General features: G+C 44.2%; 24 protein-coding genes. 6 read left to right on the top strand and 18 right to left on the bottom strand.

The window, feature by feature from the left end; genetic code table 11:
* Positions 1 to 22: 22 nt before the first annotated feature.
* The 4 genes from PUN35_RS00815 to comN all read right to left on the bottom strand — a co-directional run bounded on the left by PUN35_RS00815 (position 23) and on the right by comN (position 3,625).
* Positions 23 to 346: a LapA family protein gene (locus tag PUN35_RS00815; RefSeq protein WP_003229740.1), complete on the bottom strand. Its 324-nt coding sequence runs from the start codon at positions 344 to 346 to the stop codon at positions 23 to 25.
* Between the two features lie 75 nt (positions 347 to 421).
* Positions 422 to 919, bottom strand: coding sequence for a cation:proton antiporter regulatory subunit (locus tag PUN35_RS00810; protein WP_014480433.1), 498 nt, complete (start codon positions 917 to 919; stop codon positions 422 to 424).
* Positions 920 to 1,076: 157 nt separating this feature from the next.
* On the bottom strand, positions 1,077 to 3,290 hold the full coding sequence (secDF, locus tag PUN35_RS00805) for a protein translocase subunit SecDF (RefSeq protein ID WP_014480434.1): 2,214 nt from the start codon (positions 3,288 to 3,290) through the stop codon (positions 1,077 to 1,079).
* A gap of 38 nt (positions 3,291 to 3,328) precedes the next feature.
* Positions 3,329 to 3,625, bottom strand: a complete 297-nt coding sequence (gene comN / locus PUN35_RS00800; protein ID WP_004398498.1) for a post-transcriptional regulator ComN — start codon at positions 3,623 to 3,625, stop codon at positions 3,329 to 3,331.
* 115 nt (positions 3,626 to 3,740) lie between these two features.
* Between comN and spoVB the strand changes: the two genes are divergently transcribed.
* Positions 3,741 to 5,297, top strand: a complete 1,557-nt coding sequence (gene spoVB, locus PUN35_RS00795) for a stage V sporulation protein B (RefSeq protein ID WP_014480435.1) — start codon at positions 3,741 to 3,743, stop codon at positions 5,295 to 5,297.
* Positions 5,298 to 5,300: 3 nt separating this feature from the next.
* Here spoVB and PUN35_RS00790 read toward each other — a convergent pair whose 3' ends face one another.
* Positions 5,301 to 5,957 (bottom strand): DUF421 domain-containing protein, encoded by a 657-nt coding sequence (locus tag PUN35_RS00790; RefSeq protein WP_014480436.1) that lies wholly within the window; start codon positions 5,955 to 5,957, stop codon positions 5,301 to 5,303.
* A 197-nt stretch (positions 5,958 to 6,154) separates the two neighbouring features.
* On the opposite strand from PUN35_RS00790, the gene PUN35_RS00785 reads away from it, so the two are divergent.
* Complete coding sequence (locus PUN35_RS00785) at positions 6,155 to 6,544, top strand: TIGR04086 family membrane protein (protein ID WP_014477528.1); 390 nt, start codon at positions 6,155 to 6,157, stop codon at positions 6,542 to 6,544.
* A gap of 56 nt (positions 6,545 to 6,600) precedes the next feature.
* Here the strand turns inward: PUN35_RS00785 and yajC are convergent, their stop codons facing one another.
* From yajC to iolG, 9 genes are all read right to left on the bottom strand, one after another.
* A complete protein-coding gene (gene yajC / locus PUN35_RS00780) occupies positions 6,601 to 6,867 on the bottom strand; it encodes a preprotein translocase subunit YajC (RefSeq protein ID WP_004398708.1) in 267 nt (88 codons plus the stop codon).
* A gap of 36 nt (positions 6,868 to 6,903) precedes the next feature.
* Entirely contained in the window at positions 6,904 to 8,049 is a 1,146-nt protein-coding gene (tgt, locus tag PUN35_RS00775) for a tRNA guanosine(34) transglycosylase Tgt (protein ID WP_003229725.1), read from the bottom strand.
* Positions 8,050 to 8,075: 26 nt separating this feature from the next.
* Entirely contained in the window at positions 8,076 to 9,104 is a 1,029-nt protein-coding gene (gene queA / locus PUN35_RS00770) for a tRNA preQ1(34) S-adenosylmethionine ribosyltransferase-isomerase QueA (RefSeq protein ID WP_003229723.1), read from the bottom strand.
* 29 nt (positions 9,105 to 9,133) lie between these two features.
* Positions 9,134 to 9,334 (bottom strand): DUF2905 domain-containing protein, encoded by a 201-nt coding sequence (locus PUN35_RS00765; RefSeq protein ID WP_003222669.1) that lies wholly within the window; start codon positions 9,332 to 9,334, stop codon positions 9,134 to 9,136.
* Positions 9,327 to 10,331: a Holliday junction branch migration DNA helicase RuvB gene (ruvB, locus tag PUN35_RS00760; protein ID WP_003229718.1), complete on the bottom strand. Its 1,005-nt coding sequence runs from the start codon at positions 10,329 to 10,331 to the stop codon at positions 9,327 to 9,329. The genes PUN35_RS00765 and ruvB overlap by 8 nt, the downstream gene beginning before the upstream one ends.
* A 10-nt stretch (positions 10,332 to 10,341) precedes the next feature.
* A complete protein-coding gene (ruvA, locus tag PUN35_RS00755) occupies positions 10,342 to 10,947 on the bottom strand; it encodes a Holliday junction branch migration protein RuvA (protein WP_003229717.1) in 606 nt (201 codons plus the stop codon).
* A gap of 138 nt (positions 10,948 to 11,085) precedes the next feature.
* The gene (gene bofC, locus PUN35_RS00750) at positions 11,086 to 11,598 is read right to left on the bottom strand and encodes a sporulation cell-cell signaling protein BofC (RefSeq protein ID WP_014480438.1); all 513 of its coding nucleotides are present in this window, start codon (positions 11,596 to 11,598) and stop codon (positions 11,086 to 11,088) included.
* 47 nt (positions 11,599 to 11,645) lie between these two features.
* On the bottom strand, positions 11,646 to 12,953 hold the full coding sequence (locus tag PUN35_RS00745; RefSeq protein ID WP_014480439.1) for an MFS transporter: 1,308 nt from the start codon (positions 12,951 to 12,953) through the stop codon (positions 11,646 to 11,648).
* A 70-nt stretch (positions 12,954 to 13,023) separates the two neighbouring features.
* Positions 13,024 to 14,049, bottom strand: a complete 1,026-nt coding sequence (gene iolG, locus PUN35_RS00740) for an inositol 2-dehydrogenase (RefSeq protein WP_014480440.1) — start codon at positions 14,047 to 14,049, stop codon at positions 13,024 to 13,026.
* A 237-nt stretch (positions 14,050 to 14,286) separates the two neighbouring features.
* On the opposite strand from iolG, the gene PUN35_RS00735 reads away from it, so the two are divergent.
* The gene (locus PUN35_RS00735) at positions 14,287 to 14,934 is read left to right on the top strand and encodes a phosphotransferase (protein WP_014480441.1); all 648 of its coding nucleotides are present in this window, start codon (positions 14,287 to 14,289) and stop codon (positions 14,932 to 14,934) included.
* Positions 14,935 to 14,979: 45 nt separating this feature from the next.
* Here the strand turns inward: PUN35_RS00735 and PUN35_RS00730 are convergent, their stop codons facing one another.
* Positions 14,980 to 15,102: a hypothetical protein gene (locus PUN35_RS00730; protein ID WP_003229707.1), complete on the bottom strand. Its 123-nt coding sequence runs from the start codon at positions 15,100 to 15,102 to the stop codon at positions 14,980 to 14,982.
* Here PUN35_RS00730 and PUN35_RS00720 point away from each other — a divergent pair.
* The 3 genes from PUN35_RS00720 (at position 15,082) to PUN35_RS00710 (ending at position 17,398) form a co-directional block, all read left to right on the top strand.
* Positions 15,082 to 15,633, top strand: coding sequence for a DUF5412 family protein (locus PUN35_RS00720; RefSeq protein WP_014480442.1), 552 nt, complete (start codon positions 15,082 to 15,084; stop codon positions 15,631 to 15,633). The two genes, PUN35_RS00730 and PUN35_RS00720, sit on opposite strands and share 21 nt — an antisense overlap.
* A gap of 6 nt (positions 15,634 to 15,639) precedes the next feature.
* Positions 15,640 to 15,780 (top strand): hypothetical protein, encoded by a 141-nt coding sequence (locus PUN35_RS00715; protein WP_004398683.1) that lies wholly within the window; start codon positions 15,640 to 15,642, stop codon positions 15,778 to 15,780.
* 163 nt (positions 15,781 to 15,943) lie between these two features.
* A complete protein-coding gene (locus PUN35_RS00710; RefSeq protein WP_014480443.1) occupies positions 15,944 to 17,398 on the top strand; it encodes an alanine/glycine:cation symporter family protein in 1,455 nt (484 codons plus the stop codon).
* 40 nt (positions 17,399 to 17,438) lie between these two features.
* Here the strand turns inward: PUN35_RS00710 and PUN35_RS00705 are convergent, their stop codons facing one another.
* The 3 genes from PUN35_RS00705 to safA form a co-directional block, all read right to left on the bottom strand.
* The gene (locus PUN35_RS00705; RefSeq protein ID WP_033881612.1) at positions 17,439 to 18,161 is read right to left on the bottom strand and encodes a YebC/PmpR family DNA-binding transcriptional regulator; all 723 of its coding nucleotides are present in this window, start codon (positions 18,159 to 18,161) and stop codon (positions 17,439 to 17,441) included.
* Positions 18,162 to 18,263: 102 nt separating this feature from the next.
* Positions 18,264 to 18,860: a spore germination protein SgpA gene (sgpA, locus tag PUN35_RS00700; RefSeq protein WP_014480445.1), complete on the bottom strand. Its 597-nt coding sequence runs from the start codon at positions 18,858 to 18,860 to the stop codon at positions 18,264 to 18,266.
* A 147-nt stretch (positions 18,861 to 19,007) separates the two neighbouring features.
* Positions 19,008 to 20,171 (bottom strand): spore coat assembly protein SafA, encoded by a 1,164-nt coding sequence (gene safA, locus PUN35_RS00695; RefSeq protein WP_014480446.1) that lies wholly within the window; start codon positions 20,169 to 20,171, stop codon positions 19,008 to 19,010.
* Between the last annotated feature and the right edge of the window lie 33 nt (positions 20,172 to 20,204).

Raw genomic sequence — 20,204 nt, 5'->3', positions numbered from 1 at the left:
GGTTTCAAATAATATTCGAAAACTAGTCTTTTTTCTCAATCATGGCTGATGCATCCTGTGTGTCAGTCTGATCAGCAAGATGAGTATCCTCTTGTTTATGTATTGCTGTTCTATTTTCTTTCCGCAAGGTTTTTATTTCCCGCTTCAATTTCATTACCTGAAAAATGCCGACAGAAAATACGATCAGCGCTCCCATTAAAACTGAGCCCAAAATAACAAGAATGAGCGGCCATTCTGATCTTCCAAACAGGTAATCAACTTCTACGGATCGAACATTAATGACTGCGAAAATAGCGACAATTAAGGTGAAAATAAGTGCGAAAATAATGGTCCATTGTTTATTCATTCTCTTTTCCCCCAAACTTCTTATTGAGGTAACTTTCCCCATCAAGACTGGTTTTAAACATGGCTTAACACTAGGTTAAGCTCCCTTTGCTGTTAATTTTTCCCGGATCAGCCTCTTCAGTCCGGTTCCCTCACCGGAAATCACAAGTGTATCGCCTTCGTCAATGACTGTTTCAGAGCTCGGATTCAGTTGTTTATCCTGATTCTTTTTAACAATTGCAATGACCGTTACATGATATTCCTGACCCACATTCAAATCACCAATCGTCTGATGAATGGCAGGCGCTCCCGCCTCTGCTTTACACCACTCTATAATCAAATCATCAAGGGCTGACTCGACCGGTTCTAACGCTTTCGGTTTATAGGCCATTCCGCCAAGAATTGCAGACATTTGCCTTGCTTCAGCGTCATCAAACTGCACGGAGGCAACACATTCCTCATGGTCGTTTTCGTCAAAATAGTAAAGCTCTCTCCGTCCGTCATGATGAATGATAATTGAAATTTTATCACGGTTTCTAGTAATCATTTCAACTTTTTGTCCTATGCCCGGCAGCTCTGATTCGCGAACCCTCATATATAAACCCTCCTACATATCTGAAAACCAGTCATAAACACTTTTTACACCATATATATGTTTAAATGTAAGCGTATGTCATTATAGCAAATGTCTATTTTAAGTTCAATGAAACTTCAAAAAACAGGCTGCCCTGCAGAGGACAGCCTGATATTTTTTATTGCGCCGAATCTTTTTTCAGTTCTCTTCCTTTCCATGCAAGCCAAATTTGTGCGGCAATGTATAGAGAAGAATAAACGCCTGTTAACAGCCCGACCAATAAAGCAATTGAGAAGTTAGTAATAGAAGATGCTCCAAAGATCAGCAATGTCACAACAACAATCACAACAGTTAATACAGTGTTAATTGAACGTGTAAAGGTTTGCTGCAGGCTCAGGTTTACAATATGGTTCAGATCGGCAAATGTTTTCGGCTTGCGCTTTTTCATATGCTCGCGGACCCTGTCAAATGTAACGATTGTATCGTTAATGGAATACCCGATTATCGTCAAGATGGCCGCGATGAACGTAACATCTACCTCAAGCCTTGTAATACTGAAGAACGTGACGATAAAGAATGCGTCATATAGCAATGAGGCGATGGCAGCAATCGCCATTTTGTATTCGAATCGGATTGAAACGTAAATAATGATGCCAATAGAAGCTATAGCAACTGCGTACAGCGCATTTCTTGCCAGCTCCTTACCGACTGTCGGTGAAACTGTGCTGACATTTGGCTCTGATCCGTATTTGTCTTTAAAATACGTTTTTACTTTTGCTATGGTTTCTTTATCTGGCACCCCGACAAAACGGGCAACACCGATATTGCTCTTTTCGCCTGACAGAACTACAGTATCAGGGTCCATACCCAGAGATTCAAAATCCTTCTCAACTTGCTCTGTTGTCAGCTTATGGTCGCTTTGCACTTCAATCCGTGCACCGCTAGCAAAGTCAATGCCAAGATTCAGCCTGAACACAAGCAGGATAATAATCCCGGCAACCGTGACTGCACTGGAGAAAATAAAGAAGTATTTGCGTTTGCTCGTGAAATCCCATTTTTGGAATGGCGTATGCGGCTCTGTATTTTCATCCGTATCCTGAATATCCATGATATGTTTCTTATTGACACCAAACCAGCCTTTTTTCCGATCAAGCCATCTGCTTTCCACAAGGAGAGCGAGGAGAAATCTCGATAAGAAAACGGCAGTGATAAAGCTTGTCAAAATCGATAGGATCAGCATTGTCGCAAACCCTTTAACAGAGCTTGTCCCAAAGATAAAGAGCACAACCGCTGCAATAATGGTTGTAATATTCGCGTCAAAAATCGTCGCAAATGACCGTCTGTTTCCTGAACGGAAGGCAGAGCGGACTGACTTTCCTAGCTTGAGCTCTTCTTTAATCCGCTCATAGGTAATAATGTTGGCGTCAACAGCCATCCCGACACCTAAAATGAGAGCGGCAATTCCCGGAAGCGTGAGTACGGCATTCATCCAGTCAAAGATCTGGAGTGTAATGTAGATATAAACAGATAGCGTAATCACCGCGATTAATCCCGGCAGACGGTAATAGAAAAGCATAAATAAGAAAATAATTGCAATACCGACAATACCGGCAAACACCGTATCATGGAGAGCCTGCTGGCCGAATTGTGCGCCTACTGATGTCGAATACTTTTCAGTCAGTTTCACAGGAAGTGCGCCTGCGTTTAAAATGCTGGCTAAATCTTTTGCTTCTTGAACCGTAAATTGCCCTTCAATTGTAACGTCAGTTGTGTTTAATTCCTTACTTACATTTGGGGCGGATACATATTTAGGGTGCTCTTTTTGAACCTCTTTTTTAAATGAGTCCCCTTTTTCGTAATCCATCCAAATAACAAGCTGGTTGTTTGGCGCCATTTTCATGACCTTTTTGGTCACTTCGCCGAATTTATCAGCATCTTTCAGTTTAATGCTGACAATCGGTTCATTTGTTTTGGCATCATACGTTTGTTTAGCTCCGTTTTCGACGAGGTCAGAGCCATTCAGCAATTCTTTGTCATTCGTATCTCTGAAAGAAAGCTGCGCTTCAGTCGCCAGAATTTCACGCGCTCTGTTTTGGTTTGTCACACCAGCGAGCTGAACGCGAATCCGGTTATTCCCTTCAATTTGGATGTTCGGTTCGCTGACACCGAGAACATTGGCCCGGCGGTTCAATGCCTCTACTGTGCTGACCAGAACGTCTTTTGTGATTTTGTCACCTTTTTTTACAGGCTGTACATCATACAGCACCTCAAATCCGCCTTGCAAATCCAATCCTAACGTAATATTGTTAGCGGCAGGCTTCGTAAAGTAGCCCAAGCCCGTGCCGATCAATAGAACGAAAAGGAAAAACGCAATCAAGCGTCCTTTTTTCATTATGTATATCCTCCCTTAAACCTGTGCGAATCAACCTGCTATCTCAGCAGTTCTTCCAATGCTTCCTGGCCCTCTTCACTGCCCAGCCAATTAGACGTTTTAAATGACTCAACGGTTGCATAGTTCATAAATTCGCCAATTTTCACTGATAAAATATCACTCGCCAGTTCATAAATGCTCAGTTCCGTTTTCTTTTTCCACTTCTTATCTGTTAAGTATGACCACAAACTTTCGAGTTCAACATCATCATACCCGAGAATCTTAAACTCTTCCAGTTTGCTGTAAAGAAACGGCCTGACGTGGTCTTTATATAGATCGGCTGGATGCTTCTCCACGAATTCCACGCTCCTTTTTTATTGTTTTTCAAGAAGACTTGTCATGCTTGGACGACATATACGCATATCTTTATTGTATATGATTCCAGGTAGTTTGAGAAGGCAGGGGGTAAAAATGGCGAAACAGACGTTTTTAAAGGGCACTCTTATCCTTATCGCAGCAGGAATGGTTACAAGAATGCTCGGGTTTGTCAACCGGGTGGTTATCGCCCGTTTTATCGGTGAAGAAGGAGTCGGGCTTTACATGATGGCAGCGCCTACCTTCTTCTTGGCCACTACATTAACTCAATTCGGTCTGCCGGTCGCGATCAGCAAGCTAGTCGCTGAAGCCAGTGCGCGCGGAGATCATCAAAAAACGAAAAATATTTTAGTCATGTCTCTGACCATCACGGGAGTGCTCAGCCTCATCTTTACACCGCTGTTTCTGTTTTTCGCCCCGGTTATGGCTGAAACGATGCTGACAGATAAGCGAACACTGTATCCGCTCTTGGCCATTACGCCGGTTGTGCCGATTATTGCTATATCGAGTGTGCTGAGGGGATACTTTCAAGGAAAACAGAATATGAACCCGCTTGCTATGTCACAAGTCCTTGAACAGGTCGTCCGCATTTCACTCGTGGCTGTCTGCACAACGATTTTTCTCCCTTACGGAATTGAATATGCTGCAGCGGGGGCAATGCTATCCTCAGTGGCAGGGGAGCTGGCATCACTTCTTTATTTATTCGTTTGCTTTAAGTATAAAAAGACAATTAAAATCAGAAAGCATTTTTTCCAGTCAATTAAAAACGGAAAACAAACCTTTACCCAATTAATGAGCGTGTCCCTTCCAACAACCGGGAGCCGCTTTATCGGAAACCTCTCTTGGTTTTTCGAGCCAATCGTCGTCGCTCAAAGCCTTGCCATCGCCGGTGTGGCAACAGTTGCCGCAACAAAGCAATACGGGGAACTGACCGGCTTTGCCATGACGCTGCTGACTCTGCCCAGCTTTATTACATATTCTTTGTCGACCGCGCTTGTTCCTGCGATCAGTGAAGGAATGGAGCAGAAAAAATTGCAGGTGGTGGAATACCGCTTGGAACAGGCGATGCGTCTCTGTCTGCTCAGCGGAGGCATTTCAGTTGTTATTTTATTTGTATTTGCGGATGAGCTGATGAGAGTGATGTACGGTTCTTCAGGCGCAGCTGTATTTATAAAAGTGATGGCCCCGTTTTTTCTGCTTTATTATTTTCAAGGCCCGCTTCAAGCTGTGCTGCAGGCGCTTAATTTGGCAGGAGCTGCGATGATGAACAGCTTAATCGGAGCGCTAGTCAAAACAGGCCTTATTTTTGTCCTTGCCACAAGGCCTTCTCTTGGCATTATGGGCGCGGCATTAGCCATTGTGACAGGCATGGTGCTCGTCACGCTATTGCACGCAGCAACCGTAAGCAAAGTGCTGCCGATCAGCATCAAAATCAAGGAGTACGCGCTCAGCTTCGCTGTTATTGTAATTTGCGGATTCATCAGCTCCGCCATCAAACATTATATAAGCTTTGGAGCATCTGAGGCTGTCAATCTAGCCGGATGGATTGCGGTGAGCGCCGCCATTTATATGATCCTCCTGCTCGTTTTCCGTTTAATTAAAAAAGATGAGCTTCGCCGCATTCCCATTATCGGACGTCTGATCATCCGATAATAGTCACGTGCGGTACCCATCTTTTTCGTCAATAAATAATTCTCCGTCTGTAAACGAGCAAAATGAAATATCTGAAGGGTTTGTGTATCCGTGTTTTTGCAAACTTTCAAGCAGCCATTTTTTATCTTTACTGATTCTGGACAGGTTTTCTGTTTGAATGAAGCCGTCTATAATGAGCGGCATTTCGAGCTGCCGATGCTCTCCGCTATTTTCTTTCTTTACAATAGTCAGTTTGCCCGACGGCTCTAATATGGCAAATGATACGTCAGCTACTCTGTCGACGCTATTTTCTCTGAGTTGAACCATTAAATCATCAAAATTATATCGCTGTGATTTCATGGCTTCTTCGTCAATTTTTCCATATTTGATAATTATGGTCGGCTTACCGTCAAGAAGCTGGCGGACTTTTCGGTTTTTTAAAGAAAAGTATGCCAAAGTCACTTGAATGATCATTAATACAAGCATTGGCAAAATGGTATGAAATAGATGATCGTCTACGTTTTCTATGGCTAAAACGGCAATTTCAGCCATCATGATAAAGACAACGAGATCTAAAATACTAAGCTCTCCGATCTCCCGTTTGCCCATGAAACGAAAAATGACCAATATCACAAAATACAATACGACTGTGCGAAACGCAATAGTGAGAAGCTCTTCCATCATGCACCTCCAACTCATTATAGGTTGCAACAAAATGATCAATTTATGTAAGAAAAACCGATTGCATTTCACAAAGCTTTTATGTCTAATTCATGGGATAAGGGAATACATTTTTACAAAGACGAGCCATCAGCATGTCTGACGGTTTTGAACAAAAAGAACAGAAGCCTTTTAATACAGGCAGAAAGGAGACAATCATGGAGGAAACGAAACAAGTTGGAAAAGGCATTCTTTACGGCTTAATCGCCATATTTTCAGCCATGCTCCTGACAAGTTTGGCGGTTTCACTTTTATTGACCGCAACCTCGCTGGAAGAATCATCATTTAACTGGCTGATCACAGCTATCTCATTTCTCTCTTTATTTATCGGCGGGTTCATTTCAGGCGGGAAAGGCAAGGAAAGAGGCTGGATGATTGGAGCATTGACTGCCATAAGTTTTTCTCTGATTATCTTATTGTTTCAGTATTTAGGATTCGGAAAGACATTTACAGCAGAACAGCTGATCTTCCATCTGGGATTTTTAGGGGTGTGCATGCTGGGCGGGATTTTCGGCGTGAACATGAGGGGAAACAGGTCTTCCACATAAAAAAGAGCGGGCTCACTTGCCCGCTCTTTTTTGTTTGCTATGTATAGCTCCTGCTGTTATTCAGCAGCAGAAACTTCTCTGATCGCGCGGCGGTCGAACGTAAGACGTGTGTTATCACCAGTCTTAATTACGACTTTGCTTTCGTCGATAGAGTCAACAGTACCGTGCAATCCCCCGATTGTCACTACTGAATCGCCTTTTTTCAGTTCCTCTTGCATTTGGCGTACAGCCTTTTGCTGCTTTTGCTGAGGACGAATCAGCAAGAAGTAAAGGACCGCAAACATTAAAATAATAGGAACCAATGTACCTAAAGTGCCAGTCATCATTTTCACCCCTTTCTGTAAGCCTGTTATGTTTATTTAGAAGCTTTTCGCATTTGGCTTGTTATAGCCGTAACGCTCAAAGAACTCTTCTCTGAAATCACCCAGACGATCCTCGCGAATAGCCTGTCTTACCTGCTCCATTAAGTGTAACAGAAAATGAAGGTTATGGTAAGTTGTTAATCGAAGGCCGAATGTTTCATTGCAGCGAATCAAGTGCCTAATGTACGCGCGAGTGTAGTTTTTACATGTATAGCAATCACACTCTTCATCAATCGGACGGAAGTCTCTTTCAAATTTCGCATTTTTCATATTGAGTCGTCCTTCAGCAGTAAACACTGTGCCGTTTCTTGCAATCCGTGTAGGCAGCACACAGTCAAACATATCGACCCCGCGGATCGCTCCGTCGATCAGTGCGTCCGGAGAACCTACTCCCATCAGATATCTCGGTTTATCCTTCGGCAAGAGCGGTGTTGTAAATTCGAGTACACGATTCATGACATCCTTCGGTTCACCAACAGACAATCCGCCTATAGCATATCCGGGAAAATCAAGCGAAATCAAGTCCTTCGCACTTTGTGTCCGCAGATCTTCATATTCTCCGCCTTGTACAATACCAAACAGCCCTTGTTCATCCTGACGATTGTGGGCATTCAGGCAGCGTTCCGCCCAACGGCTTGTCCGTTCAACTGACCTCTTCATGTAGTCGTACTCCGCCGGGTATGGTGGGCATTCGTCAAACGCCATCATAATATCAGAGCCGAGTGCGTTTTGGATCTCCATCGCTTTTTCCGGAGATAAAAACAGCTTGTCTCCATTTAGATGATTGCGGAAATGGACACCCTCTTCCTCTATATTACGAAACTTGCTTAAAGAAAAGACCTGAAAACCGCCTGAATCTGTTAAAATTGCGCGGTCCCAGTTCATAAATTTATGGAGCCCGCCCGCTTCTTTGACAATGTCTTGGCCCGGACGAAGCCATAGATGATAAGTGTTGCTCAAAATGATGCCTGCATCCATTGCTTTCAGCTCTTCAGGCGACATTGTTTTGACTGTCGCCAGTGTGCCGACCGGCATAAAAACCGGCGTTTCGAAGGAGCCGTGAGGCGTATGCACTTTGCCCAGCCGCGCTCCTGTTTGTTTGCATTCTTTTATAAATTCATAGCGTATTGGTTGTTCAGCCACTTTTGATGAGGCCTCCTGTTCTCAAATTATATAATCAGCATCGCGTCTCCGAAGCTGAAGAAACGGTATTCCTCTTCCACTGCATGGTTATAGGCACGCAGAATGTTTTCTCTTCCAGCAAGCGCGCTGACCAGCATAATCAATGACGATTTCGGCAAATGGAAGTTTGTAATCATTCCGTCAATGGCTTTAAATTCATAGCCCGGATAAATAAAAATAGATGTCCAGCCGCTTGATGCTTTAAATTGCCCGTCATGTTCCCCGGCAATCGTCTCAAGCGTGCGTGTCGAGGTCGTGCCGACAGAAATGATCCGACCGCCATTTTCTCTTACTTTGTTTAAGGCTGCAGCCGTTTCTTCTGACATTTGATAAAACTCTGCATGCATATTATGCTCTTCCACTTCATCGGCACTCACAGGGCGAAACGTTCCAAGGCCTACGTGCAGTGTGATGAACTCAATTTGCACGCCTTTGTCTTTCAGCTGCTGTAAGATTTCTTCCGTGAAGTGAAGGCCAGCTGTAGGCGCAGCAGCAGAGCCGATTTCTTTTGAATACACTGTCTGGTAGCGCTCTTTGTCATCAAGCTGTTCTTTGATATATGGAGGGAGCGGCATCTCTCCAAGGGATTCAAGCACCTCGTAGAAAATACCGTCATATTGAAATTCCATCTTTCTGCCGCCGTGCTCAAGCTCTTCCGTGCAGATTGCCTTCAATCTTCCGTCTCCAAATGTGACAACAGTTCCTTTTTTCACCCGTTTCGCCGGTTTGGCAAGTGTTTCCCATTTATCACCGGTTTCCTGTTTCAACAAAAGAAGTTCCACTTTCGCGCCGGTATCCTCTTTTGTGCCGAATAACCGCGCAGGCAGTACCCGGGTATTGTTCAGGACTAGACAATCGCCTTCGTTAAAGAAGCTGATAATGTGTTTAAACGAGCTGTCAGTAAGCTCTCCTGTATGTTTATCGAGCACCATCAGCCTTGAAGCATCACGCTGCTCCAACGGTACTTGTGCAATTAAACGTTCTGGTAGTTCAAAATCAAATAAATCGACTTTCATGATGATTTCACCTTTATTCTAGTCTTTTGTTATTTCATTCTGCCAAAAAGATTAAGCAAAATTGATAATACCACACTTATAATAATACAAGTGACAACCGGGAAGAAAAACGTGACATTTCCTTTTTTTACAAAAATATCTCCCGGCATCTTGCCGACAAAATGCAAAACTGCTCCGATAATAAGCAAAACAGCACCAAGAATCATAATGATCTTAGGAAATTCAGTCATATCGGGGAGCCTCCATTTGGAAATGATGATAAACGGCCGGTGTCACGATCCTTCCACGCGGCGTTCTTTGTATAAATCCAATTTGCAGCAGATATGGTTCATATACGTCTTCAATCGTATGCGATTCCTCGCCGATGGTAGCTGAAATCGTATCAAGGCCTACTGGGCCGCCGTTGAATTTTTCGATCATGCCCATCAGCAGCTTATGATCAATATGATCCAAACCGAGACGGTCAACCTGAAGCCGCTCCAGCGCATTCTGAGAAATGTCTTCCGTAATCCTGCTGTCACCCAGCACTTGGGCGAAATCGCGCACCCTTCTCAGCAGGCGGTTCGCCACGCGGGGCGTCCCTCTCGATCTTCTTGCAATTTCAAGAGCCGACGGTTTATCAATCTCAACCTCGAATACATCAGCGGTTCTTGTGACAATATCCGCCAGTTCTTCTTGTGTATAGTACTCAAGGCGAGACATTACGCCGAATCTGTCTCTTAAAGGAGCCGTCAAAAGCCCCACCCTCGTCGTGGCTCCCACCAGCGTAAAAGGCGGAAGGTCGAGGCGAACCGAGCGGGCAGATGGGCCTTTGCCAATCACAATGTCCAGGCAAAAGTCTTCCATTGCAGGATAAAGCACCTCTTCGATCGATCTGTGCAGCCTATGTATTTCATCAATAAATAATACATCTCCCGGTTCCAGCGCCGTTAATATAGCAGCCAAATCACCAGGCCTTTCAATCGCAGGCCCTGATGTCGTCCGCAATTCCACTCCCATTTCATTAGCAACAATCGAAGCAAGCGTTGTTTTTCCGAGTCCGGGCGGCCCGTACAGAAGAACATGATCCAGCGTCTCCTGTCTCATTTTCGCCGCATCTATAAACACGCGCAAATTTTCTTTTACCTTATGCTGCCCGATATACTGTGCCAGATTTTGCGGCCTCAGGCTTTGCTCTATCACTGATTCATGGTTGTCTGCTTCACTTGAGACGAGCCGTTCATCCATGAACATCACCTTACTTTAATAGTTTTTGTAATGCTTTTTTCACATATTGGTCTGTTGTCAGCCCAATTTCTTCTTTAAGGTGAGGAAGCACCTTTTTGATTTCTTTTTCAGCATATCCGAGAACCCTGAGGGCTTCAAGTGCTTCTTCAAGAGCCGTTTCCGCTGTTTGCTTTTCAAGCCTTTCTTCATGATTAAACAGATTTTCAATCATTTCAGGCACAACATCTGCCAGCTTTCCTTTTAAATCTAGAATAATCTGGCGTGCGGTTTTCTTTCCTACTCCAGGAAACTTGACCAAAAAAGCTTCATCTTCATTTTCAATTGCTTGGATGACCGCTCCGGGATCACCCGAGCCCAAGATGGCAAGTGCTCCTTTCGGGCCAATTCCGGTCACGTTTAACAGCTTTGTAAAGAGCGCCTTCTCCTCTCTTGTTGAAAAACCGTAAAGCGAAAAAGCATCCTCTCTGATATGATGGTATGTAAAAATCGTTTCCTGGCTTCTCTCCTTATATATAAACGGATTCGGCGTGAAAATCTGATAGCCGATGCCGCCGTTCTCTATGACAATATATTGGGGAGATACATAATCAATCGTCCCTTTAACAAATTCAATCACGCAAATTCACCTCTTTGACTGTTCTTCATTGTACCATAAAAACAGCCAAAGTCTTATAGAAAAGTTAACATATGTTCGCTTCTCTCTCATTCTTTCACGAAAAAAAAGACATGAATACATGTCTTCAATCAGCGGACGTTACCCGCTGTATGTCTTCATATGTTCGATGACATCCTCAAACTCCGCTTTTGTCCGAAATGGAATGCCTTTCAGCAGATTTTTTTGCATATGGCTTTCCAGCCTTTCTAAATCAATTTGAAAAAAAGACTGAATTGGTTCGGAAGCTGGCTCAGGCCGCCCATGAAAAGTAGAAATCACTCCATTATCCGATACACCGATATACCCGTTGACCTTGCTGAGCGGAGATATATCGTCCATTTGCTTCCGGAAGAGCACATATCCCTTTTTTTGTTCCACAAGCGTCCATCCGGCATAAGCTGCCCAAAAATCATCCATAGAAAACACTTTTTCATGCCTATGCTCAATGCTGACATCGCCGTCCAAATACACCTTTTCAAGCTGCACATGCACCTGCAGCGGCTCATAGTGCTCCACTTCCGCGCCAAGTGCGCGGGAAGGAGCTCCTATTAAAAATACTGCCGCTGAGCAAAGAATGCCCAGCAAAAGATACGCCGTGCTGAATCGTTTCACCCTCTACACCTCTTTGCACACGTTTATGATTAGTTTGACCAAAGAGGCTACTGCTTAACCGTTTTATCAAAATTTGTCTGCACATTTTCCCTGACAAACCGTTCCTCCGTATACACACCTGTGCTTTGCTCAGAAATTGTCAAGAATCGCGTCAGAAAGGCACTGAAAAAATACAATGCCGCAAAGATCCAAATCACGCCGCCTGCACCGAGCGGCCCAATGAAAAGACTCACGATGCCCGGCGCGATAAACGCACATAAACCAGATCCCAAATTCAACACTGACATGGCAGCACCTTTATTATCAGGTGCAAGCGTCGGCAAAAGCGCGCTTAATGGAACGTATCCTGCTAAAGCCGCGCCGTAGCAGCAGGCGATAATCATGAGCACCCAATACTGATGCCCGATCAGCTGAGGCGTGTAATACAGCGCCAGCGTAAAAATACCGCATCCGACACCGCCAAACCACATGACCGTATTGCGCCAGCCAAGTCTATCTCCGACTGCACCGAAAATGATATTAAACACAATATTCACAAAAAACAGCGTCCCCCATATTTGCAGCCATTCCGAAACCGAATACCCGTATCGTGCTAAATAAGTAGGAAGAAAGATGGCAAATCCAAATTGTCCTATCGCATTAATCGTCTTGACCACTCCGCCGATGCCTACCTTAGGGTTTTCAAACATAATCGTAAATGCCTTCGACAGTTCTTTCCATTTCGGCTGATCTTGTTTTTGTATCGGAGTAAATTTATCTTTGTTAAAAAATAAGGCAAGAATTCCGCCTGCCGCCACAAACAGTAAAGCGCTCCAAAGCGTATTGATTTCTCCAAAGGCTGGAACTGCATAGCTGGAATAGAACGGGCCGAGCACGTTAAGGCCGCACGTAAACATAAACCAAAACCAGCCGACGGCTTTTCCGAGAATATTTTGAGAGGTGCTGTATGACACCCATACGAGAAAAGAGTATGCAAACAGCGGATATCCCAAGCCTCTAAGAGCATAGCTGCCCAAGAGAGCCGGATAATACATATGAGGAATCGCCCAGCCGATAAAAGCGGCCGAACCGAGGATAAATGCAAGCAATCCGACAGTCATCGTTTTTCTCGGCCCCCAAGTTTGGACAAACGTTCCTGAAAGCCAAGCTGAGATGGTGACAGCAATGCCGTACATGGTAAATAACGATGCGGATTGCTGCATATTGAGACCATGATCAACGAGAAAAGGAGACAGCCAGCCTTGTTCGAGGCCGTCTCCAACCATAAAGATGACAACGCCAATATAACCCCAAACCATGTGAGAAGGAATTCCGATTTTGTTCAAAACATTTCCTTTAGCATGTACTGTATTCATTTTCTCCACCGCCTACTTAAAGTATCAATGGAGTATATACCCAAGCTTGCTGAATTGTAATCCTGTTAGATTAAAAAGCGATTTTTTCAGTGTGCTCAATGCTGACAGGCATGCCAAAAGCAAGCGATTGCTGTGCTGCTCTGGCGATCCTTCCGGCCTGTAAACCGTCATTGCCGGTGCAGGGAGTCTCCTGGTTTGTGCCGATCGCTTCTGCAAAACGGAGAATCTCCTCCTCATATGAATCCTTATAGCGTTCAAGGAAAAAGAAATGCGGTTTATCCTTCATCACAAAATCAGCTGTTGACACCTCAACCGTTGTCGGCCTGCTATTGTCAGCCGCTGCAGAGCCTTTCGTCCCGAAAACCTCAACCCGCTGGTCATATCCGTACACAGCTTGGCGGCTGTTATCAATCACAGCCATGGCACCGTTTTCAAAAGTCAGTGTAATAACAGCTGTATCAATATCACCCAGCTCCGCAAAAGAAGGATTCACCAAAGCCGCCCCTTTGGCATACACTTCCGTCACTTCGCTTCCCATAATATATCTGGCCATATCAAAATCATGGATCGACATATCCATAAACAATCCGCCTGACGTACGGACATAATCTATATTCGGGGGTTCTGGGTCCCGGGAAGTGATTCTTAATAAATGAGGTGTACCGATTTCACCATTTTCAACAATCGTTTTGATTTTCTTAAAATGAGGATCAAAGCGGCGGTTAAATCCGACTTGAAGTGTTACCCCGTGTTTCCGGACAGCCGCAAGCGCTTCACTCGTTTCGTCCAGAGAGAAACTAACGGGCTTCTCACAAAATATATGCTTTTTCGCCTCGGCTGCTTCTTTGATCATCTGTGCATGTACGGCTGTAGGAGAGCAAATAAAAATAGCATCAATATCAGGATCATGTAATAAATCACGATAATCAGAGGTTATGTATTCAATCTGATGACTGTCGGCCCAGCTTTTTATACGGCTTGCCTGAATGTCAGAGACTGCTTTTATTTTCATGTGAGGAATCCGGCTTATATTTTGAACATGAAGTTTGCCGATGCGGCCTGCACCGATAATCCCTGTCACAATCTGTTTTGTCATAGCTTCTTCCCCCTTGATCATTCACGAAAGCGCTTTATTTAAAATTAATACTATCCCATTTGTAAGCGCTTTTCAAGAATGGAAATTAAACGTTCTATGTCACTTTTATCACAATTCATGCTTATAAGTAGCCTTCTTCTTCAAGACCAGATACACTAGAATTAGGCTCTTTTTCCTGAACAGTTTATGATTTTCCTATAAACAACTGCATAAAATAGAGCAAAGAAGGTGAATGAAATGCTGACAAAAGCAGAGGCACTGGCCCATTCCGTCATATACCGCAAGAACAGCAGATTTGATAAAGTCAAAGAGAAATCCGAGGAATTAACACTAATCGGCAAGGGAAGAAGCGCCTATGTGTTTGCCTTAACAGAAGGCGGTCGAAAAATGGCGCTGAAAGTATTTTTTCCGGAATATCGAGCGACAGCAGTCAAAGAAGCAGCGATCTATGAAAAATTAGCCGGGTCCGCATTCTATCCTGACATTTACGAAACTGGCGATTCATTTATTCTCATGGAATATATTAAAGGTGAAACCTTTTATAACTGTCTGAAGAAAGGCATTGCAATCAGTGATGACATGATTCAGCAGGTTGAAGAAGCGCTTTCTGACGCCCGGGCAGCCGGACTGAACCCGTCAGATATTCATTTGCGAAATCTGATATTGACAGAAACCGGGGCGGTGCGGGTGATTGATGTTGCGAGATTTGAGCAAACAAAAACATGCACGCAGTGGGACGACTTAAAATCCGCATATCATGCACTCTACAAAAAACCGATATTCCCCAAAAAGATTCCGGGTTTTTGGCTGGAGATCATCGCATTTTTATATAAGAAAGATTGGTTTCAAAAGCATTTCGCACAGCGGAAAAGAAAATATTCTTAAATCAAAAAGGCAGCCGCACAAGCGGCTGCCTTTATCATGTATTTTTTACTTTCTGACGGCAGAAATCAGCTTCATTTGTTCAGGCGACAGCTTAATTCGATAGCCTCTCACAGTTAAGTAGACCGCTTCTGGGTCCTTCTCGCCGGAATGACAATACGTTTTTTCCATTTCTGTCTCCCCTCACCCTTTATTGGCTTTATTTCATCTTATCATTGCTTTATTAAGGTAATTTTAAAGAAATGTAAAGATCATATGAATCCGATATATAGTAAAATGAGAGAAAAAAAGGGAGAGAGTCACATTAAGACACGCAGCAACATCCCGCTTATTATGTTTGCCCTGCTGGTCTTCTTCGGCGGCGCCATCTATTGGATGTTATTTTCACTAAAAAACGTTCCGAAAGGCAATCTCGTCCAATCGGTTGAATCGCCGGACGGCAGCTATACGTTAAACACTTATGTATCCGAAAACACCTTGAGCTTAGATGCAGCCAGAGGTGAACTTGTAAATGAAAAAACACTTGTCAAGAGAACAATCTACTGGAATTACCCGGACAGCCGCCCAGCAGTGACGTGGGTCAATCACCATACAGTGAAAATCGGCAATCAGACTTTACATCTTGATACTGATGAAACGTATGATTGGCGAAAAGATGATCATTGGATCCGTGAAGAACCGCCGCAGGCGTCAGTGAGGTGATGAAACATGAATAAGATGAACGGAACAAATGATGAAAAGCATTTCAATCATTTTGTGATTGCTTTATCCTTTATATACGGTTTGACTGAACTAGGCTATTTGTTGCTGAAGGATTTTATAACAATTGCCATAAGTTTGCCTCTGTAGAAAAACGCAGCGTAGTCGATACGCCGCGTTTTTTCTTTTTCCCTTCCTCTTCTTATTGATAATTACAGGTCATATAATGTGACAAATCGATTGTAGAAATAGTTCGATTAGACCAAAATCCTTTTTATACATGTATTCGAATTTGAAGTGAGGGGGAAGCTTGATGGCAGATTTTGTTGCTAGTTTGAATGCGGTCTTATGGAGTACGCCCGTCATTTATATTTTATTGGGAATTGGATTCGCCTTTTCAATTATGACCCGTTTTTTACAAGTCCGACATTTAAAAGAAATGATTGTTCAGATGTTCAAAGGCAAGAGCTCTGAAGCCGGCGTTTCATCTTTCCAAGCGTTATCGATTGCGCTGTCCGGCCGTGTGGGCACAGGAAACATCGCGGGAGTGGCGACAGCAATTGCATTCGGCGGACCCGGTGCAGTGTTCTGGATGTGGGCGATTGCCTTTATCGGGGCGGCGAGTGCCTTTGTAGAATCAACGCTTGCTCAAATTTACAAAGTGAAACAAGACGGTCAATATCGGGGCGGCCCTGCTTATTATATAGAAAAAGGCTTAGGCATTAAGTGGTTTGCCATCTTATTTGCCGCTGCTGCCCTTATTGCAATGGCCTTTCTAATGCCGGGCGTACAGTCCAACTCCATTGCGGCTGGGATCCAAAATGCATTCGGCATCTCTCCTTTCGTCACAGGGTGCGGTCTGGTTTTATTATTAGGGTTCATTATTTTTGGCGGCGTCAAACGAATTGCCAATGCGGCGCAAATGATTGTTCCATTTATGGCCATTGGATATATCCTGCTGTCTTTGATTATTATTGTCATGAATGTGTCTGAATTGCCTGCTGTGATCTCATTAATATTCAAAAGCGCCTTTGCATTGGATTCCGCTTTTGGCGGCTTGATCGGCATGGCGATTTCCTGGGGCGTTAAACGTGGCATTTACTCAAACGAAGCCGGCCAGGGAACAGGCCCACATCCGGCAGCTGCTGCAGAGGTTTCTCATCCGGTCAAGCAGGGACTGGTTCAGGCATTTTCTGTTTATATTGACACCTTGTTTGTATGTTCCGCTACAGCTTTCATGATCTTGTTTACCGGCATGTACAATACCCAGGCTGCAGATGGTTCCTTTATCGTTCACCAGCTTAAAGGCGTAGAAGCAGGACCTGGTTTCACACAAGCGGCAATTGACAGTGTTCTTCCCGGATTCGGTGCAGGCTTTGTTGCCATCGCTTTATTCTTCTTCGCTTTTACAACAATTATGGCGTATTACTACATCGCAGAAACAAATATCGCCTATTTAGCACGAGGCAGAGAAAGCAAATGGGCAATGCTTGGCTTAAAACTGATTATTTTAGCCGCCACGTTCTATGGTACTGTGAAAACAGCTTCACTTGCTTGGGCATTAGGGGATGCAGGGCTTGGCATTATGGTATGGCTGAACGTCATTGCCATTGTGCTGCTTGCCAAGCCGGCGCTCCTTGCTTTAAAGGATTATGAGCGCCAAAAGAAGCAGGGCTTAGACCCGGTCTTTGATCCAAAAGCGCTGGGTATCAAAAACGCTGATTTCTGGGAGAAAGAATACACTCATGAAAGTGAACGTGTCTCCTGAACATACTAAAACCGGCCCGATTTGACATCGTGCCGGTTTTTTATGAGCGATAGTTTGTATACACTTCTTGAACATCATCGTCATCTTCAAGGACGTCTATTAATGTTTCCAGCTTCTCAACAGCCTGATCATCGGCTTCTGCATAGGTATTGGGAAGCATGGTCACCTCCGCCGAAGAAATTAGATATTTTGATTCGAGGGCTGTTTTCACCTCTTCAAAATGCTCAGGCTCTGTGAAAACCTCATATAGGTTTTCTTCAATTCGCAGCTCTTCTCCTCCTGCTTCAAGCACATCAAGCATGAGCTCATCTTCTTCTATTTGCCGTTCAGTACGGTCTATCGTAATGAACCCCTTTCGTTCAAATAAAAAGGCTACACATCCGCTTTCTCCCAGACTTCCGCCATTTTTATTAAAGGCTGTCCGCACATTTGACGCCGTTCGGTTTTTATTATCTGTTACGCATTCAACCATGACGGCAATCCCTGAAGGGCCGTAGCCTTCATAGGTGATTTCTTCATAACTGCTTCCATCTTGGCCTCCCGCAGCTTTTTTAATGGCCCGATCTATATTTTCATTCGGCATATTGGCGCCTTTTGCTTTTTCGATGACAAGACGCAATGCTGAATTTGCTTCTGGATCCGCTCCGCCTTCTTTCGCTGCCACATAGATTTCTTTTGCAAGCTTCATAAATATTTTGCCGCGCTTTGCATCCTGTGCATTTTTTCTTTTTTGAATGTTTTTCCACTTGGAATGGCCTGCCATGTTTTCACCTTCTTTTACATTTTCTATGTACACTTTAATGGGAATTGTTCGCTGATGCAAAGAAAAAGGCTGCCGAATATCACTTCCGGCAGCCCTTCCTTCCTAGCGGTTGTTCATTTTATGAAGTTTTCTGAACAGCCCTTTATCTGTTGATACCTGGACGTCACGGCCATTTGCATAGTTGCGCGCTGCTTTTACGACATTATCTCTGTCAGACTTTGTGAACTCTCTGTGGCTTTTGACTGCGATAACTACTCGGTCATCCGATACCATAACTTGTGTGTCATTGACGTTTTTCACTTGTTTCACACGGTTGGCAATTTTTGCAGCCAGTCTTCTGTTTTCTTGGTTGTCATACCCGTTGTTCGCTGCATTCCGATTCATGTTTCGGTTATTCGTGTTGTTATATGTTCCGTCAGTTGCCAAAGGAACACGATCGTCAGCAGTAACACGGTCACGGTTATTTACATTCGTGGTGTTTCGGTTACCGTCGTTCTGATCCTCCATTAATTCAGAAACAGGACCATCGTGGTCGATTCCGTCTCCCTGTCTATCGGCGTCATTTTCATTTGAATAATATCCGATTGGACGGGTATTGTCGTTATTGCGCGTATCATTCATAGCATTATCGTTTGCTCCGCAAGCTGTTAAGCCGGCTGTCATTAGAATCAGGCTAGCGATCGTCATTTTTTTACCCAATGGAAAAACCCCCCGTGGACGAATTGAGCATGTTTGCTCGCTTTTATCATGTGCGTATGGGGGGCATGTTAAGCGTGTCAGTTCTCTCCATTTGGCAGTGATCAGCTTGAAAATAAAAAAAGGAACGATTTACATCGTTCCGAACGATCACTCATTTTCTTCTTCCGGCCGGCCAAACATTTGGTTTACAGAAGGCTGATTCGTCATTGGCATAGAAACTCCTGCCGAATATGGGTTTGGATTTGGGTTAGCTGTGCCATATGGCATATTAGGGCTTCCATAAGCTCCCATTCCCGAATGGCCAGGCGCAGAGAAATATGGCTGATGATCACCGTCACAGCCGCAGTCGTCATGATCTTTGTATGGCATGTAACCATGAGCCGCAGCAGGCTGGTATGCTCCCATTACTTGGGGAGTGCCGTAATAAGGGCCATACGGCATATGTCCATACGGAGATCCATAAGCCGGAGATGCGTATTGCGGCGCACCGTATGAACCGTAATGTCCGTGATGGCTGTTTTCATGATGCTGGTTTTCATAACCCGGGTCATACTGAGGCGATACAAAGCCTGGCTGGTATCCATGCATCGGATGCATTGGATAAGCTTGTGCCGGATAGTACGGATAGCATAATCCTGATCCTGGAAAAATTGGCGAAACAGGCACCGGACACGGTACGAAATGAGCCGGATAATGATAATAAGGCTGAACAGCCGGCATCGGCATATTCGGAACTGTGTGATGAACGTTTTCCTCTTCTACACCGCCTACCTCTGGCGCCTTTGGCATATTAGGCATATTCGGATAATTTGCATTTTCCATATTACTCATAGCCTCCTGTTGTGGAAATTGGTCTTGCATATGATACATATGATCCATATTTCCGTCATGATGTTTTTTCGGCTCCTCCGGTTTAGGAGGCGACCAAGGCTGGAAAAGCTGTTTCATATCATAATAATCGTTCACATCAGCTTCAGGGTACACATTTTCCTGCAAATTAGGCATCGGCGGGACATACGGCATGGACTTCTTTTCTTTCGGCTTTGTGTCTTCTACATCGACAACGGATTTAGGCTTCTCTTTCGCATATGGATGTTCTTGCTTCACACTCCCGGCCGCAGGACTTTTGCCCGCTTTTGGCTCTTTTCTGACCGGGACTCCTTCTGACGGCACTTTTATTTTCATTCCAGGCATGATTAAGTCTGGATTGCTAAGCTGTGTATTGAGTTTTTTCACTTCCTCAACATCGACTCCGTACTTTTCAGCTATTTTCCAGAGCGAATCACCTTTTTGAACGATATGGATTTTCAACGTTTTCCCCTCCTATGCAAAACGTGAACAGTT

The sequence above is a fragment of the Bacillus sp. N3378-2at genome (assembly GCF_033412715.1).
Classification (GTDB): Bacteria; Bacillota; Bacilli; order Bacillales; family Bacillaceae; genus Bacillus; species Bacillus subtilis.
This window is presented reverse-complemented; position numbering and strand designations above follow the sequence as displayed.

Coding starts and splice junctions, on each gene's coding strand:
- PUN35_RS00815 (WP_003229740.1), bottom strand. CDS start 346: ATGAATAAACAATGGACCATTATTTTCGCACTTATTTTCACCTTAATT.
- PUN35_RS00810 (WP_014480433.1), bottom strand. CDS start 919: ATGAGGGTTCGCGAATCAGAGCTGCCGGGCATAGGACAAAAAGTTGAA.
- secDF (WP_014480434.1), bottom strand. CDS start 3,290: ATGAAAAAAGGACGCTTGATTGCGTTTTTCCTTTTCGTTCTATTGATC.
- spoVB (WP_014480435.1), top strand. CDS start 3,741: ATGGCGAAACAGACGTTTTTAAAGGGCACTCTTATCCTTATCGCAGCA.
- PUN35_RS00790 (WP_014480436.1), bottom strand. CDS start 5,957: ATGGAAGAGCTTCTCACTATTGCGTTTCGCACAGTCGTATTGTATTTT.
- PUN35_RS00785 (WP_014477528.1), top strand. CDS start 6,155: ATGGAGGAAACGAAACAAGTTGGAAAAGGCATTCTTTACGGCTTAATC.
- yajC (WP_004398708.1), bottom strand. CDS start 6,867: ATGACTGGCACTTTAGGTACATTGGTTCCTATTATTTTAATGTTTGCG.
- queA (WP_003229723.1), bottom strand. CDS start 9,104: ATGAAAGTCGATTTATTTGATTTTGAACTACCAGAACGTTTAATTGCA.
- PUN35_RS00765 (WP_003222669.1), bottom strand. CDS start 9,334: ATGACTGAATTTCCTAAGATCATTATGATTCTTGGTGCTGTTTTGCTT.
- ruvB (WP_003229718.1), bottom strand. CDS start 10,331: ATGGATGAACGGCTCGTCTCAAGTGAAGCAGACAACCATGAATCAGTG.
- PUN35_RS00745 (WP_014480439.1), bottom strand. CDS start 12,953: ATGAATACAGTACATGCTAAAGGAAATGTTTTGAACAAAATCGGAATT.
- iolG (WP_014480440.1), bottom strand. CDS start 14,049: ATGACAAAACAGATTGTGACAGGGATTATCGGTGCAGGCCGCATCGGC.
- PUN35_RS00735 (WP_014480441.1), top strand. CDS start 14,287: ATGCTGACAAAAGCAGAGGCACTGGCCCATTCCGTCATATACCGCAAG.
- PUN35_RS00720 (WP_014480442.1), top strand. CDS start 15,082: ATGACAATACGTTTTTTCCATTTCTGTCTCCCCTCACCCTTTATTGGC.
- PUN35_RS00730 (WP_003229707.1), bottom strand. CDS start 15,102: ATGGAAAAAACGTATTGTCATTCCGGCGAGAAGGACCCAGAAGCGGTC.
- PUN35_RS00715 (WP_004398683.1), top strand. CDS start 15,640: ATGAATAAGATGAACGGAACAAATGATGAAAAGCATTTCAATCATTTT.
- PUN35_RS00710 (WP_014480443.1), top strand. CDS start 15,944: ATGGCAGATTTTGTTGCTAGTTTGAATGCGGTCTTATGGAGTACGCCC.
- PUN35_RS00705 (WP_033881612.1), bottom strand. CDS start 18,161: ATGGCAGGCCATTCCAAGTGGAAAAACATTCAAAAAAGAAAAAATGCA.